Raw genomic sequence first — 13925 nt, forward strand, 5'->3', positions numbered from 1 at the left:
GTCGCCGAGGCGCTCCAACAGCGCAGTGCTTTTCCGACCCGATTGCCTTTGCACATGGAGCTTTTATGAAATTTTTCGCACCGCTCGCCCTGCTGACTCTTTGCGGCGTAATGGCCGCTCCCGTGATGGCTGGTGAAGATGCCCCGGGGCTGACCGGTTGTGCCGCCAAGAAGCAAGGCATCATCAATCAGATCGAACAGGCCAAATCCCGCGGCAACATCGACCAGCAAACCGGCCTCGAAACCGCCCTGCGCGAAGTCACCGAACACTGCACTGACGCCGGCCTGAAAAAGGAACGCGAAAACAAGGTACTCGACGCCAAGCACGAAGTGAGCAAGCGCCAGGCCGACCTCGACAAGGCCATGAAGAAAGGCGATCCGGAGAAGATCGACAAGCGCAAGAACAAGCTCGCCGAGTCGCGCAAGGAATTGCAGGACGCACTGGACGAACTCGACAAGTAAGAGACAAGGGCTCACAGCCAAAGGCCGTGAGCCCTTGAACATCAATGATCCCGAAACTCTTTATGGCAGGCACTGCAGGCATCTTCGACCTTCTGCACCGCCGGCCCCAGGTTGCTGGCCTTGTACGGTTGAACCTGGCTGGCGATCACCAGTTCACCGGTGGCCGCCTCAAGGGTGCGGGCCATTTCCTGGAAACGTGCCTGTCGCTGCCAGACATCGTCCTTGGCGCTGGTGTGATCTTCTTCGCGCACCGACGGGAAATGCTTCCACGGTTCATGGGACAGCGCATCGAGCTTGACCGCGCCTTCCGTGAATTTCGGCCCGTCGAAGGCAATGCGCCCGCGCAGCATGCCGCCCAGGTCTTCGCCGGTCTTGAGCATCTGCTTAAAGATCGCCTTGCGCTGACCCAGCGGGGAATTCGGATCGACACCGCCGCAGGCGGACAAGGTCAGACAGGCCAGCAATACAACAGAAAGTCTTTTAAGAGTCATGGTGGCTTCAGGTCACGGAATTCGGCGGCCAGTATCCTCGCGTCACCGCCAAACACCAATAGCCCTATTAATAATACGGGTTGCAGGCGCGCATGGAGCACGCCTGCAACCGGCACAGGAAATTCTCCATGAACAGCCGTTTCAAGGCCTGGCGTCATCCACTCCTCGCAACCCTGCCGCTGCTGGCCATCCTCGCCGGCTGCACCGGAGGCGACAGTGCCAAGCCGAAAACCCACGCACTGGCCACCTACTCCAGCGCCACCTGGGAAGCACTGCCTGCGGTTTCCGACAACGATCTGTTGGCCGGTTTCGGTTCATGGCGCAGTGCGTGCACCCGACTCAAGGCTGACCCGGTCTGGGGCGCTACCTGCGCAGCAGCGGCCAATGTGCCGCAAAACGCTGGCAACATCCGCAGCTTCCTCAAGCAGCACCTCGACGTCTTCGGTCTGCGCGCCGAGCACGACAATCCCAACGGCCTGATCACCGGCTACTACGAACCGGTCTACCCCGGCAGCCTGACGCAAACCGCGACCGCCAACGTGCCGGTGTACGGCGTGCCCGAGGACATGATCATCGTGTCCCTGGACAGCATTTACCCTGAGCTGAAAGGCAAACGCCTGCGCGGTCGCCTCGAAGGTCGCGTGCTCAAACCTTATGACGACGCGGCGACCATCGAGACCAAAGGCGTCAAGGCACCGGTGGTGGCATGGCTGACCGATCCGATGAATCTGCAATTCCTGCAGATCCAGGGTTCGGGGCGGATTCAGACCGAAGACGGCCGGCAACTGCGCATCGCCTACGCCGACCAGAACGGTCACCCGTACCGGCCGATCGGCCGCTGGCTGGTGGAACAGGGCGAGCTGAAGAAAGAAGACGTGACCATGGGCGCGATCAGCAACTGGGCCAAGGCCAACCCGTCGCGCATTCCGGAATTGCTGGGTAGCAACCCGAGCTATGTGTTCTTCACCCGCAACCCGGACAGCAACGAAGGCCCGCGCGGCTCGTTGAATGTGCCGCTGACCGCCGGTTACAGCGCGGCGGTGGATCGCAAGGTGATCCCGCTGGGCAGCCTGTTGTGGCTATCGACCACCCGCCCTGACGGCACGGCGCTGGTACGCCCGGTGGCCGCGCAGGACACCGGCGGCGCGATTGCCGGCGAAGTTCGTGCGGACCTGTTCTGGGGCACCGGCGATGCCGCCGGGCAACTGGCCGGCGACATGAAGCAGCAAGGGCAGATCTGGATGCTCTGGCCAAAAGGCGCGGCGTTGCCGCAAGTGCCCCAAGTCGCCGACACGGTGAAGGACAAACCTTAAGCGCCTCGGCGCTTGAGCTATCGCCTTCGCGGGCAAGTCGAATCGTCGCACCGCCGCTCCCACAGGTATCAATAGCGAGCACAAATCCTGTGTGCACCAGAGAACCCTGTGGGAGCGGGCTTGCTCCGGGCGGCGATCCGACGAAGAGGCCAGTAGCAGCGCTCAAGAATCAGACAGACACAAAAAAGAACGAAGCGATCAGCCCCATCCCGACAAACCACACCAGCGACCGCAGAATCGCCCAGTCCGCCAGATAGCAAATGATGTAGAGCAGACGACTGGTGATAAACAGCACCGCCAGCACATTCACTGTCACCAGTTCCGCCGTGCCCACCAGATGCGCGACGATTACCGCCGCCGCAAAGGCCGGCGTCACTTCAAAACTGTTCAGTTGCGCCGCATGGGCCCGTCGGGCCACACCGTTCAGGCTTTCGAGAAAATCCCGGGGATCGTGATTGTCGCTCAGCCGATAACCACCGACAGCCTTGGCCACGCCCGTGCACAGGTACGGCAGAAAAATCGCAATCAAAACGCACCACAGAGCCACCGTCATAACGCCGTCCTTCTTCAGTTTTTTAGAGTGTTGGCGGGTCAGAACTTCATCACCAGCATGCCGATCAGCACCAGCCCACAGGCTAAGAGCCGTGGCCGGCCGAAAGGTTCTTTCAGGTAGCGCATGCCGAACAGCACCACCAGAATCACGCTGATTTCACGCAACGCCGCCGCTTCGGCAATCGACCCCAACTGCATCGCCCACAGCACCAGAGCGTAGCTGAACAACACGCAGAACCCGACCGCCAGCCCCAGCTTCCATTGTTCACGCCAGAACAGCATGAACGCCGGCCGCTTGGCCACCCACGCCAGCAACGGGAACGGCCAGGCGCTGAGCAGCGTGACCCAGACCAGGTAATCCAGCGGATGCGACCAGCGCCGCAATGCCTGGCCATCGATGTAGGTGTAGCAGCCGATGCACAACCCGATCAGCGCCACCACCGGCAGCATCGACCATGGCAAGTGTTTCCCGCCGCCGCCCTGCCAGAGCAGACAGGCCATGCCCAGCGGAATCAACATGATCCCGAAGATCTGCTGCGTGGTCAGCACTTCTCCGGCGAAGATCAGGGTCAGCACCAGCACCACCAGCGGCGACAAACCGCGCATCAGCGGATAGACCAAGCCCAGGTCGCCGACCCGATAGGCCTGGATCAACAGATAGCGATAAAGCAGCTCGAACGCTGCCGACGCCAGAATCCACGGCCAGATTTCCTGCGGTGGCAGGCTGATGAAAGGAAATGCCAGCGCGACGAACAACAGCGCCACGGTGTCCATGCAGGCCACCACCAGCAGCCGCTCGGCGCTGAATTTGATCAGGGTATTCCACGCGGCATGCAACAGCGCCGCCACCAACACCAGAGCTGTCGCCAGCACGTGTCACTCCTTCATTCTTGTTTTTGAACCTGAGCCATTTAGTCAGGTCTTTGATTCGCGATGTGTCAGGCGCTGTTTATACGTCAAGCGCCCCCGTCGCAACCGGTTGCGCACAGACAAATCTCAAAAAATCCTGTCTGGGCCACACAATTGTGCCCCCACCCGGCATCTGCCCATCCAACCCTTGCGTCCACGAACGGGCGCGCTGTCTTTTCACCCCCATCCAAAGGACCCCGGATGCTTGAACTCGTCGCCGCTTTCATCTGCCTCACCACCCTCCTCACTTTCGTGAATTTCCGCTTCATCGGTTTGCCTCCGACCATCGGCGTGATGGTTACCGCACTGATGTTTTCCCTGTTGCTGCAAGGCCTGAGCCTGCTCGGCTATCCCGGTCTCGAAGAGCGCGTACAGCAACTGATCGGCCAGATCGACTTCGGCGATCTGTTGATGAACTGGATGCTGTCGTTCCTGCTGTTCGCCGGCGCCTTGCACGTCAACCTGAATGACCTGCGCAGCTACCGATGGCCCATCGGCCTGCTGGCCACCTTCGGCGTATTGATCGCCACCGCCGTGATCGGCAGCCTCGCCTACTACATCTTCGCCCTGTTCGGCTGGCACGTGAGCTTCCTCTACTGCCTGTTGTTCGGCGCACTGATTTCCCCAACTGACCCGATCGCGGTACTCGGCGTGCTGCGTACCGCCAATGCCTCGAAACCGCTGAAAACCACCATCGTCGGTGAATCGCTGTTCAACGACGGCACCGCCGTGGTGGTGTTCACGGTGTTGCTGGGTATCGCGCAACTGGGCGAAACCCCGACCGTTGGCGCCACCGCCATGCTGTTCGTTCACGAAGCTGTGGGCGGCGTGCTGTTCGGCGGGCTGATCGGTTATCTGGTGTACCTGATGATCAAGAGCATCGAGCAGCACCAGATCGAAGTCATGCTGACCCTGGCGCTGGTAATCGGTGGTTCGGCGATGGCCACCGAGCTGCACGTCTCGGCGCCGATTGCGATGGTGGTCGCCGGCCTGATCATCGGTAACCTCGGTCGCAATCTGGCGATGAACGACATGACGCGCAAATACCTGGACGGTTTCTGGGAGTTGCTCGACGACATGCTCAACGCCCTGCTGTTCGCGCTGATCGGGATGGAGCTGTTGCTGCTGCCGTTCAACTGGCTGCACGTGGCGGCAGCAAGTCTGTTGGCGCTGGCGATTCTGCTGTCGCGGCTGCTCACCGTGGCCCCGGCCATTGTCCTGTTGCGCCGCTGGCGCACAGTGCCGCGCGGCACCATCCGGATCCTGACCTGGGGTGGCTTGCGTGGCGGTGTTTCGGTGGCATTGGCCCTGGCCCTGCCGCTGGGCCCGGAGCGCGATCTGTTGCTTAGCATCACCTACATCGTGGTGCTGTCGTCGATCCTGTTGCAGGGCCTGACCATCGGCAAACTGGTCAAGCACGCGACTCGCGACGAGCCGGCCAACGTGGCCGAGCCCGCTCACCACTGATCATTTCTTGATCTGCTGCGGATCGGGCTTTCCGGCCTGGTCCGCAGACTCTTTCGGCGCCTCCGCTTCTTTCGGCGCGCCGCTTTCGCTGCGGATCTGCGCATGGCTGATCAGGGCGAAGATGAAACTGCCGCCGATGATATTCCCCGCCAATGTCGGCCCGGCAAACACTGCCCAGAAGTCACTCCACGGCAACTCGCCGGCAAACACCAGATACGACACTTCCGCCGACCCGACCACGATGTGAGTGAAGTCGCCCAATGCCATGAGGTAGGTGATGAGGATGATGATCCACATCTTCGCGCTCTCCATGGACGGGATCATCCAGACCATGGTGGCGATCATCCAGCCGGAAACGATGCCTTTGGCGAACATCTGGCTCGCATGGTTTTCCATGACCTTGCGGCCGATTTCGAGGAAGGCGGCGTCGGTCTTGCTGTCGAAGATCGGCAGTTCGAGCATCACGTACGCCACCAGAATCGTCCCGCACAGGTTGCCGAACAGTACGACGGTCCAGAGCCGGATCAGTCGACCGAAGTTGCGGATCGTCGGTTTGGTCATGACCGGCAGCACAGCGGTCAGGGTGTTTTCGGTGAACAACTGCTGGCGGGCGAGGATCACCGCGAGAAAACCTGCGCAGTAACCGAAACTGGCGATCACCTTGAATTCGTCACCCTCGGGCAACCGGGAATTGAGCAGGCCCATGCCCATCAGCGACAGGCCCATGGTCAGCCCCGCCGCCAGCGCCGACCACCACAGCGCGGCAATGCTGCGCTCCAGTTCCTGGTCGCCCTGGGTGCGGATGATTTCATGCAGGACCGCCGCGCGGGGCGGCTGGTTTTTCTCGACTTCGTGCTGTTCCTTGGCCGAGAGGTCGGGGGTCTTGCCGTCTGTTGGCGTGGTCATGATGTGGGAACCGTGGGGGGGGCTTTTAGCTACGACCCGTGGCATTCCCAGCTGTTCACTGCCGACCTTAACTATGTGGCGACTATAAATTCGCCATCGCGAGCAAGCTCGCTCCCACAGGTTCTGCGCAATCCTGTGGGAGCCCCGCCGATGTCACTTGGTAACGAGTTCATCTTCCTGGAACTGGTCTTTGACGTATTTGATTTCGGTCCGCCCGTGCGGTGCCGGCAAGCCGTCTTCACCGAGGTTGACGAAAACCATCTTCTCGACCGTCAGAATGCTCTTGCGGGTGATCTTGTTGCGCACTTCGCAGGTCAGGGTGATCGAGGTGCGGCCGAACTCGGTAGCGGTGATTCCCAGCTCGATGATGTCGCCCTGGCGCGAAGCGCTGACGAAGTTGATTTCGGAAATGTACTTGGTCACCACACGCTGGTTGCCCAGTTGAACGATGGCGTAGATCGCGGCTTCTTCGTCGATCCAGCGCAGCAGGCTACCGCCGAACAGGGTGCCGTTGGGGTTGAGGTCTTCGGGTTTTACCCACTTGCGGGTGTGGAAATTCATCTTCACTCCTGAGCGTCTTGCCGAATGATGGGGCCATCTTGGCAGACTGAGCGGTCATGCTCCATGAGGCTTCTACTATGGTCGCGATTGGCGATCTTCATTTGGCCGACAGAAACCCTTTGGAAGATCAGTCTAGACGGCTATAATCGCCCCCGTTTCAAAACGGTAACGTTCACTTGATACCGTTTTCCCGCCACCTGTCCGAGGGGCGCTGCAGCAGGTTCAACCTGTCAGGCTCGGATGGGGCGTTGACTGGCTCAGGCCGGACACTAAACGCACAACGGCGCCCATTCGCATACATTACGAATGGAGGCTCTCATGAGCGCTGTTATCACGCCTGCAGATTTTAACGATTACAAAGTTGCCGACATGTCCCTGGCTGCCTGGGGCCGTCGCGAAACCATCATCGCCGAGTCGGAAATGCCGGCCCTGATGGGTCTGCGTCGCAAGTACTCCGGTGAGCAGCCGCTCAAAGGCGCAAAAATCCTCGGCTGCATCCACATGACCATTCAGACCGCCGTGCTGATCGAAACCCTGGTTGCCCTGGGTGCCGAAGTTCGCTGGTCGTCCTGCAACATTTTCTCGACTCAGGATCAGGCTGCTGCCGCTATCGCTGCTGCCGGCATCCCGGTTTTCGCCTGGAAAGGCGAGACTGAAGAAGAGTACGAGTGGTGCCTGGAGCAGACCATCCTGAAAGATGGCCAGCCATGGGACGCCAACATGATCCTCGACGACGGCGGCGACCTGACTCAGCTGCTGCACGACAAGTACCCACAGGTTCTGGATCGCGTTCACGGCGTGACCGAAGAAACCACCACCGGCGTACACCGTCTGCTGGACATGCTGGCCAAGGGCGAACTGCGCATCCCGGCCATCAACGTCAACGACTCGGTGACCAAGTCCAAGAACGACAACAAGTACGGCTGCCGTCACAGCCTGAACGACGCCATCAAGCGCGGCACCGACCACCTGCTGTCCGGCAAGCAAGCGCTGGTCATCGGCTACGGTGACGTGGGCAAGGGTTCGGCCCAGTCCCTGCGTCAGGAAGGCATGATCGTTAAAGTCTCCGAAGTCGACCCGATCTGCGCCATGCAAGCCTGCATGGACGGTTTCGAACTGGTTTCGCCGTTCATCGACGGTATCAACACCGGCACCGAAGCAAGCATCGACAAAGCGCTGCTGGGCAAGATCGACCTGATCGTGACCACCACCGGTAACGTCAACGTTTGCGACGCAAACATGCTCAAAGCCCTGAAGAAGCGCGCCGTTGTCTGCAACATCGGTCACTTCGACAATGAAATCGACACCGCTTTCATGCGCAAAAACTGGGCATGGGAAGAAGTGAAGCCACAGGTACACAAGATCCACCGTACCGGCCCGGGCGCTTTCGACGCTCAGAACGACGACTACCTGATCCTGCTGGCTGAAGGCCGTCTGGTGAACCTGGGCAACGCCACCGGTCACCCGAGCCGCATCATGGACGGTTCGTTCGCCAACCAGGTTCTGGCCCAGATCTTCCTGTTCGGCCAGAAGTACGCCGACCTGTCGCCAGCCCAGAAAGCCGAGCGCCTGACCGTTGAAGTACTGCCGAAGAAACTCGACGAAGAAGTGGCCCTGGAAATGGTTCGCGGCTTCGGCGGCGTGGTCACCCAACTGACCAAGCAACAGGCTGACTACATCGGCGTGACCGTCGAAGGCCCGTTCAAGCCGCACGCTTACCGCTACTAAGAGCAGCTGCGAGCTTCAAGCTTCAAGCGGCAGTCAAGGCCACAAGCCGAGCCTGCCGCGCGAAGCCCGAAAGCTCTGCCCCTATTTGTCAAAACAGTGTCAGGCCGCAAGCTTCAGGTACAAGAGACCAGCGCACCTCCGCTGCTCTTGCAGCTTGAAGCTTGCAGCTTGTAGCTGGAGGTCCCCTCCATGTCCCAAGACCGTCGCTACAGCTTCGAGTTCTTCCCGACCAAGACCGATGCTGGGCATGAAAAACTGCTCGCCACTGCCCGTCAGTTGGCCACTTACAACCCTGATTTCTTTTCCTGCACCTACGGCGCGGGCGGCTCGACCCGTGACCGCACGCTGAACACCGTTCTGCAGCTGGAAAGCGAAGTCAAAATCCCCGCTGCCCCGCACCTGTCGTGCGTCGGCGACAGCAAGGACGACCTGCGCGGCCTGTTGAACGAGTACAAGGCTGCCGGCATCAAGCGCATCGTTGCCCTGCGTGGCGACCTGCCGTCCGGCATGGGCATGACCAGCGGCGAGCTGCGTCACGCCAATGAACTGGTTGAATTCATTCGTGAAGAAACCGGCGATCATTTCCACATCGAAGTGGCCGCTTACCCGGAGATGCATCCGCAAGCGCGCAACTACGAAGACGATCTCGCCAATTTCGTGCGCAAGGCCCGTGCCGGCGCCGACAGCGCGATCACCCAGTACTTCTTCAACGCCGACAGCTACTTCTACTTTGTCGACCGTTTGCAGGCGCTGGGCGTGGACATTCCAGTCGTGCCGGGGATCATGCCGATCACCAACTACAGCAAACTCGCACGCTTCTCCGATGCCTGCGGTGCGGAAATCCCGCGCTGGATCCGCAAGCAACTGGAAGCCTACGGGGATGACAGCCAAAGCATTCAGCGCTTTGGTGAGCAGGTGGTCAGCGAAATGTGCGAACGCCTGCTGCAAGGCGGCGCGCCCGGCCTGCACTTCTATTCCATGAACCAGGCCGAACCTAGCCTGGCGATCTGGAACAACCTGAAGTTGCCGCGCTGAGACCGCTGTACGCCGCAAGCTGACCGTTTCACGCAGTAACAAAAGATCGCAAATTTCGACAGCTTTCATAGCGTTGTCGCAACTGCGATCTTTTGCTTTTAAGGCCCGAAGCAGAGCTTCTGCTGCCAGTTTCTGGCTCTTTGGCGTTTCTCGTCGTAATCTCAAGTCATGCCTTTGATCACGCAGTTATTCGCCGTGCTGGTTTTTGCTTGCCTGAGCTTTGCGGCTCGGGGCGAGAAGCTGCGTATCGTCACCGAACCGTGGGCGCCGTACGTTTACGAAGAGAACGGCAAGAACCTCGGGCTGGACTACGAAACCACCGCCATCGTGTTCAAACGCCTGGGCATCGAAGTCGAATGGCAGTTCCTGCCGTGGAAACGCTGCCTGTCGATGCTCGAAACCGGCCAGGCCGACGGCGCACTGGACATTTTTCACAGCGCCGAACGCGACGCCACCCTGCTCTACCCGAGCGAACCACTGTCAGACGTCGAGTTCGTGATGTTCTACGCCAACGAACGACCGCACCCCTTTCGCAGCCTTGAAGACCTTAAGGGCCTGACCATCGGCACCTCGCCGGGCTATCTGTACAGCCCGGACTTCAGGGAGTCGAGCCTGTTTACCCGCGAACCCGCCCCGACCCACGAAGCCAACTTCGGCAAACTGGTACGCGGACGGATCGACCTGCTGATCACCGACCGACGCGTGGGCCAGCATTTGCTCGATGAATTGAATATCCGCAACCAGATCACTGAAAACCCAACCGTCATCAGCCGTCAGAGCCAGTTTCTGGCCGTGCGACGCAATGCGGGGATGGATTTACTGGTGCAGCGCTTCGGCGCCGAACTCAAGCGTTTCAAGCGCGAACCGGCCTATGCAGAGCTCAGCGCACGCTACGGCGCGGCCCCGGCACTGTCTGCGCCGCTGGGCAGCGCCACCGCCAGCGGCAAAACCGTTGAGCAGCAGGAAAGCGGCGCGCAGTGATTGCTCTGTTATACTCCGGCGTTCCCGCCAGGCTCACGCCCGGACGCCCGGAACCGTAACAGGCCTCCCGACCCGCTACAGCGCAGCTTTTCAGCCCGCGCGAGCGCTCCGGACGTGCCTTCGGAACCGCAGCAGGACCGGACGGGATTGCGTCCTCTTAAACGCCATTCGCGCCAGGCAAGACTCCCATTGGGCCAAGCCCTAACTAAAACAGGATTACTCATGTCCTTTGCTTCCCTCGGTCTCTCCGAGGCTTTGGTCCGCGCCATCAATGATGCGGGCTATACCGAGCCTACTCCGGTGCAACAGCGGGCCATTCCCGCCGTGTTGCAAGGTCGCGACCTGATGGTTGCGGCACAGACAGGTACCGGTAAAACCGGCGGTTTCGCCCTCCCGATCCTGGAGCGGCTGTTCCCCAACGGTCACCCGGACAAATCCCAGCGTCATGGCCCGCGCCAACCGCGCGTACTGGTCCTGACACCGACCCGCGAACTCGCGGCTCAGGTTCACGAGAGCTTCAAGATCTATGCCCGTGACCTGAAATTCGTCAGCGCCTGCATCTTCGGCGGCGTCGGCATGAACCCTCAGGTTCAAGCCATGTCCCGCGGCGTGGACGTACTGGTTGCCTGCCCGGGTCGTCTGCTCGACCTGTGCGGCCAAGGCAGCGTCGACCTGTCCCACGTTGAAATCCTCGTGCTGGACGAAGCCGACCGCATGCTCGACATGGGCTTCGTCCATGACGTGAAGAAAGTCCTCGCGCGTCTGCCGGCCAAACGCCAGAACCTGCTGTTCTCGGCGACCTTCTCCAAAGACATCACCGACCTCGCCGGCAAGCTGCTGCACAACCCGGAACGCATCGAAGTGACGCCGCCGAACACCACGGTCGAGCGCATCGAACAACGCGTATTCCGTCTGCCGGCCAGCCACAAGCGTGCGCTGCTGGCGCACCTGATTACCGCTGGCGCCTGGGAACAGGTACTGGTGTTCACCCGCACCAAGCACGGTGCCAACCGTCTGGCCGAATACCTGGACAAACACGGCCTGCCGGCTGTGGCGATCCACGGCAACAAGAGCCAGAACGCCCGCACCAAAGCCCTGGCCGACTTCAAGGCCGGCGAAGTGCGCATTCTGGTAGCGACCGATATTGCCGCCCGTGGCCTGGACATCGACCAGTTGCCACACGTGGTCAACTTCGAACTGCCGAACGTCGATGAAGACTACGTGCACCGTATCGGCCGTACCGGCCGTGCCGGTCGTTCGGGCGAGGCGATCTCGCTGGTCGCGCCGGACGAAGAAAAACTGCTGAAAAGCATCGAACGCATGACCAAGCAGAAAATCGCCGACGGCGACCTGATGGGCTTCGATGCCAGCACCATCGAGGCCGAGAAGCCTGAAGTGCGCGAGCGTCCGGACATGCGCAACCCGCGCAATGCCCGTGGCCCACGCGGCGACGGTCCGAATGGCGGCGGTGGCGGCGGCGGTCGTAAAGACAAAGGCAAAGACAAGGGCAAGGAAAAACCGGCCGGCGAACGCGGTGAGCGTGGCGAGCGTCCAGCCCGTCAACAGAAGCCACGCGAAGGCACCCCGGCCCGCGAACAGCGTCAGCCGAGCCAGCCGCCACGCGCCGCCGCTGATCGTGCTCCGGACGAATTCCTCGATGACGATGTGGATAACTTCGGTAACCGCGTTGATTACGTGCCAAAGCAGGCTCCGGCCGGCGGCCGTGGTCGTCGTCCTGGTGCTCCGGCGCAAGGCGCAGGTTCGGGCGCACCACGCACCGGTGGCCAGCCACAAGGTCGCCAGAACGGTCCGCGCAACAGCAACGGTTCGAGCACCGGCACCCCACCGGCCAAACGCAGCGGCCCGCGCAACGGCGCTCCTCGTGACGGTGCCCCGCGTGAAGGCCAGGGCCGTCGCGACGAATCCTCATCGCGCAACCGCCGCCCGGCCCGTGACGATCAGCAACGTGCTGAACCTGCCGTGCAGAACCCGCGCAGCAGCGGCCCGAAGATCATGCACAAGGAATCGAAAGCCGACCGCTTCCCGACGCCTGAGCAGCTCGATCAACTGCCAAGCCGCCCACGCGGTGAAAAACCGGCCTTGCTGACTCGCAACCGCTGAGTTTCACAAGGCAATAAAAAACGCCCCCGATCGCAAGACCGGGGGCGTTTTTTTTATGTCTGGCGAAAATTACTTCGCTTTGACACCTTCGAACGTCACGTACAGCTCAACGGCATCGGACTGTGGACCCAGGTCCATCATCTTGCCGAAATCAGAGCGCTTGATGCTGGTGGTGCCTTCGAAGCCGGCACGGTAGCCGCCCCATGGATCCTTGCCTTCACCCAGGAAAGTGGCCTTGACCACAACTGGCTTGGTGACACCAGCAATGGTCAGGTCGCCAGTCACGTCAGCAGTGACTTTGCCATCGGCGTTTTTGCCGGTGGTTTTAACGCTGGTGGACTTGAAGGTCGCTTTCGGGAAATCGGCGACTTTCAGGAAGTCTTTGCTGGAGATGTGCTTGTCACGCTCAGCGTTGTTGGTGAAGACGCTGGCGGTGTTCACGTTGAACTCGATCTTGCTGTCTTCAGGCTTGGCAGCGTCGAAGCTGAAGGTGCCGTCGATGTCCTTGAACGTACCGGTGATGTAGCTATAGCCCAAGTGGCTGATCTTGAAATCGACGAAGGCGTGCTGGCCTTGTTTGTCGACGGTGTAGTCAGCGGCCATCACGTTGGCGGACAGCACAGCGGAACCGATTGCCAGAGCGGCGAGAGTCTTTTTCAACATGCTTTGTTTTCCTTGGGAGTCGAGGTTGAACTTCAGGCTTTGCGACCGAGCATTCGCTTGAGGGTCACATCACGGTCGATAAAGTGGTGCTTCAATGCTGCCAACGCGTGGAGGCCGGAAAAAATTACCAGCGCCCATGCCAGGTAGAGGTGAATCGCACCGGCGTTGTCTGCCTGATCCGGTAGACCGGAAACCAGTGCAGGCACTTCAAACCAGTCAAACACCGGAATCCCGACACCTTCTGCGGTGGAAATCAGGTAACCGGCAATCATCACAGCGAACAAGCAGAGGTACAAAAAGGCATGGCCGAACTTGGCGCCCAGACGCGTCATGCGGCTATAGCTGGTCAAGGTGGGCGGCGGTGGGCTGATAAAGCGCCACAACACGCGCAACACCATGACACCCAGCAGGATCAGACCGATGCTCTTGTGCAGATCCGGCCCTGCCTTGCGCCAGGGATCGTAGTACCCGAGACCAACCATCCACAGCCCGAGGCCGAACAATCCGAAGACTGCCAGCGCCACGCCCCAGTGCATGAAGATGCTGACCCAACCGTAGCGCGAAGAAGAGTTACGTAGCTGCATTGCCCAAATCCTGTGAGAACTGCGAACCAAGACTAGCGAGTTATCTATCGAATTAAAGCGGAAAATTTCGCTTTGAAATATCGAGAAATACGATCAAGAGTCTTGAACAAGGGTGTTAAGGAAAGATTAAAGGCGAAAAGTGTGACTGGAGGT

General features: G+C 60.4%; 14 protein-coding genes and 1 riboswitch. Of the genes, 7 read left to right on the forward strand and 7 right to left on the reverse strand.

The features are described from left to right. Window positions 1–65 precede the first annotated feature (65 nt). A complete protein-coding gene (locus tag JJN09_RS20985; RefSeq protein ID WP_249483474.1) occupies window positions 66–461 on the forward strand; it encodes a DUF1090 domain-containing protein in 396 nt (131 codons plus the stop codon). Window positions 462–502: 41 nt separating this feature from the next. Here the strand turns inward: JJN09_RS20985 and JJN09_RS20990 are convergent, their stop codons facing one another. After that, window positions 503–952, reverse strand: coding sequence for a cytochrome c (locus tag JJN09_RS20990; RefSeq protein ID WP_249483476.1), 450 nt, complete (start codon window positions 950–952; stop codon window positions 503–505). A gap of 128 nt (window positions 953–1080) precedes the next feature. On the opposite strand from JJN09_RS20990, the gene JJN09_RS20995 reads away from it, so the two are divergent. Next, window positions 1081–2265 carry a murein transglycosylase A gene (locus JJN09_RS20995; RefSeq protein WP_249483478.1) on the forward strand — a complete coding sequence of 395 codons (1185 nt, stop codon included), beginning with the start codon at window positions 1081–1083 and terminating at the stop codon, window positions 2263–2265. A gap of 169 nt (window positions 2266–2434) precedes the next feature. Here the strand turns inward: JJN09_RS20995 and JJN09_RS21000 are convergent, their stop codons facing one another. Both JJN09_RS21000 and JJN09_RS21005 read right to left on the reverse strand, forming a co-directional pair. Next, the gene (locus JJN09_RS21000; protein WP_007959694.1) at window positions 2435–2818 is read right to left on the reverse strand and encodes an MAPEG family protein; all 384 of its coding nucleotides are present in this window, start codon (window positions 2816–2818) and stop codon (window positions 2435–2437) included. Window positions 2819–2856: 38 nt separating this feature from the next. Continuing rightward, window positions 2857–3690 carry an EamA family transporter gene (locus JJN09_RS21005; protein ID WP_249483479.1) on the reverse strand — a complete coding sequence of 278 codons (834 nt, stop codon included), beginning with the start codon at window positions 3688–3690 and terminating at the stop codon, window positions 2857–2859. Window positions 3691–3927: 237 nt separating this feature from the next. Between JJN09_RS21005 and JJN09_RS21010 the strand changes: the two genes are divergently transcribed. Beyond that, on the forward strand, window positions 3928–5193 hold the full coding sequence (locus JJN09_RS21010; protein ID WP_249483480.1) for a sodium:proton antiporter: 1266 nt from the start codon (window positions 3928–3930) through the stop codon (window positions 5191–5193). On the opposite strand, the gene JJN09_RS21015 is transcribed toward JJN09_RS21010, so the two are convergent. Continuing rightward, the gene (locus JJN09_RS21015; protein ID WP_249483481.1) at window positions 5194–6099 is read right to left on the reverse strand and encodes a formate/nitrite transporter family protein; all 906 of its coding nucleotides are present in this window, start codon (window positions 6097–6099) and stop codon (window positions 5194–5196) included. A gap of 153 nt (window positions 6100–6252) precedes the next feature. Further along, on the reverse strand, window positions 6253–6660 hold the full coding sequence (locus JJN09_RS21020) for an acyl-CoA thioesterase (RefSeq protein WP_016984776.1): 408 nt from the start codon (window positions 6658–6660) through the stop codon (window positions 6253–6255). 197 nt (window positions 6661–6857) lie between these two features. Then, window positions 6858–6956, forward strand: a riboswitch (S-adenosyl-L-homocysteine riboswitch). 22 nt (window positions 6957–6978) lie between these two features. On the opposite strand from JJN09_RS21020, the gene ahcY reads away from it, so the two are divergent. The 4 genes from ahcY (at window position 6979) to JJN09_RS21040 (ending at window position 12525) form a co-directional block, all read left to right on the forward strand. Next, on the forward strand, window positions 6979–8388 hold the full coding sequence (ahcY, locus tag JJN09_RS21025; protein ID WP_249483483.1) for an adenosylhomocysteinase: 1410 nt from the start codon (window positions 6979–6981) through the stop codon (window positions 8386–8388). A 189-nt stretch (window positions 8389–8577) separates the two neighbouring features. Beyond that, window positions 8578–9423 (forward strand): methylenetetrahydrofolate reductase [NAD(P)H], encoded by an 846-nt coding sequence (gene metF, locus JJN09_RS21030; protein ID WP_249483485.1) that lies wholly within the window; start codon window positions 8578–8580, stop codon window positions 9421–9423. A 168-nt stretch (window positions 9424–9591) separates the two neighbouring features. Beyond that, entirely contained in the window at window positions 9592–10404 is an 813-nt protein-coding gene (locus JJN09_RS21035) for an ABC transporter substrate-binding protein (protein WP_249483487.1), read from the forward strand. Between the two features lie 222 nt (window positions 10405–10626). Beyond that, window positions 10627–12525, forward strand: coding sequence for a DEAD/DEAH box helicase (locus JJN09_RS21040; protein WP_249483489.1), 1899 nt, complete (start codon window positions 10627–10629; stop codon window positions 12523–12525). Between the two features lie 69 nt (window positions 12526–12594). On the opposite strand, the gene JJN09_RS21045 is transcribed toward JJN09_RS21040, so the two are convergent. Together JJN09_RS21045 and JJN09_RS21050 are read right to left on the reverse strand one after the other, a co-directional pair. Beyond that, window positions 12595–13188, reverse strand: a complete 594-nt coding sequence (locus JJN09_RS21045) for a YceI family protein (protein ID WP_249483490.1) — start codon at window positions 13186–13188, stop codon at window positions 12595–12597. A gap of 32 nt (window positions 13189–13220) precedes the next feature. Further along, the gene (locus tag JJN09_RS21050) at window positions 13221–13772 is read right to left on the reverse strand and encodes a cytochrome b (RefSeq protein WP_249483491.1); all 552 of its coding nucleotides are present in this window, start codon (window positions 13770–13772) and stop codon (window positions 13221–13223) included. Between the last annotated feature and the right edge of the window lie 153 nt (window positions 13773–13925).

The organism is Pseudomonas sp. HS6 (genome assembly GCF_023375815.1).
Classification (GTDB): domain Bacteria; phylum Pseudomonadota; class Gammaproteobacteria; order Pseudomonadales; family Pseudomonadaceae; genus Aquipseudomonas.

Coding starts and splice junctions, on each gene's coding strand:
- JJN09_RS21040 (WP_249483489.1), top strand. CDS start 10,627: ATGTCCTTTGCTTCCCTCGGTCTCTCCGAGGCTTTGGTCCGCGCCATC.
- metF (WP_249483485.1), top strand. CDS start 8,578: ATGTCCCAAGACCGTCGCTACAGCTTCGAGTTCTTCCCGACCAAGACC.
- JJN09_RS20990 (WP_249483476.1), bottom strand. CDS start 952: ATGACTCTTAAAAGACTTTCTGTTGTATTGCTGGCCTGTCTGACCTTG.
- JJN09_RS21050 (WP_249483491.1), bottom strand. CDS start 13,772: ATGCAGCTACGTAACTCTTCTTCGCGCTACGGTTGGGTCAGCATCTTC.
- JJN09_RS20995 (WP_249483478.1), top strand. CDS start 1,081: ATGAACAGCCGTTTCAAGGCCTGGCGTCATCCACTCCTCGCAACCCTG.
- JJN09_RS21020 (WP_016984776.1), bottom strand. CDS start 6,660: ATGAATTTCCACACCCGCAAGTGGGTAAAACCCGAAGACCTCAACCCC.
- JJN09_RS21045 (WP_249483490.1), bottom strand. CDS start 13,188: ATGTTGAAAAAGACTCTCGCCGCTCTGGCAATCGGTTCCGCTGTGCTG.
- JJN09_RS21000 (WP_007959694.1), bottom strand. CDS start 2,818: ATGACGGTGGCTCTGTGGTGCGTTTTGATTGCGATTTTTCTGCCGTAC.
- JJN09_RS21035 (WP_249483487.1), top strand. CDS start 9,592: ATGCCTTTGATCACGCAGTTATTCGCCGTGCTGGTTTTTGCTTGCCTG.
- ahcY (WP_249483483.1), top strand. CDS start 6,979: ATGAGCGCTGTTATCACGCCTGCAGATTTTAACGATTACAAAGTTGCC.
- JJN09_RS21015 (WP_249483481.1), bottom strand. CDS start 6,099: ATGACCACGCCAACAGACGGCAAGACCCCCGACCTCTCGGCCAAGGAA.
- JJN09_RS20985 (WP_249483474.1), top strand. CDS start 66: ATGAAATTTTTCGCACCGCTCGCCCTGCTGACTCTTTGCGGCGTAATG.
- JJN09_RS21010 (WP_249483480.1), top strand. CDS start 3,928: ATGCTTGAACTCGTCGCCGCTTTCATCTGCCTCACCACCCTCCTCACT.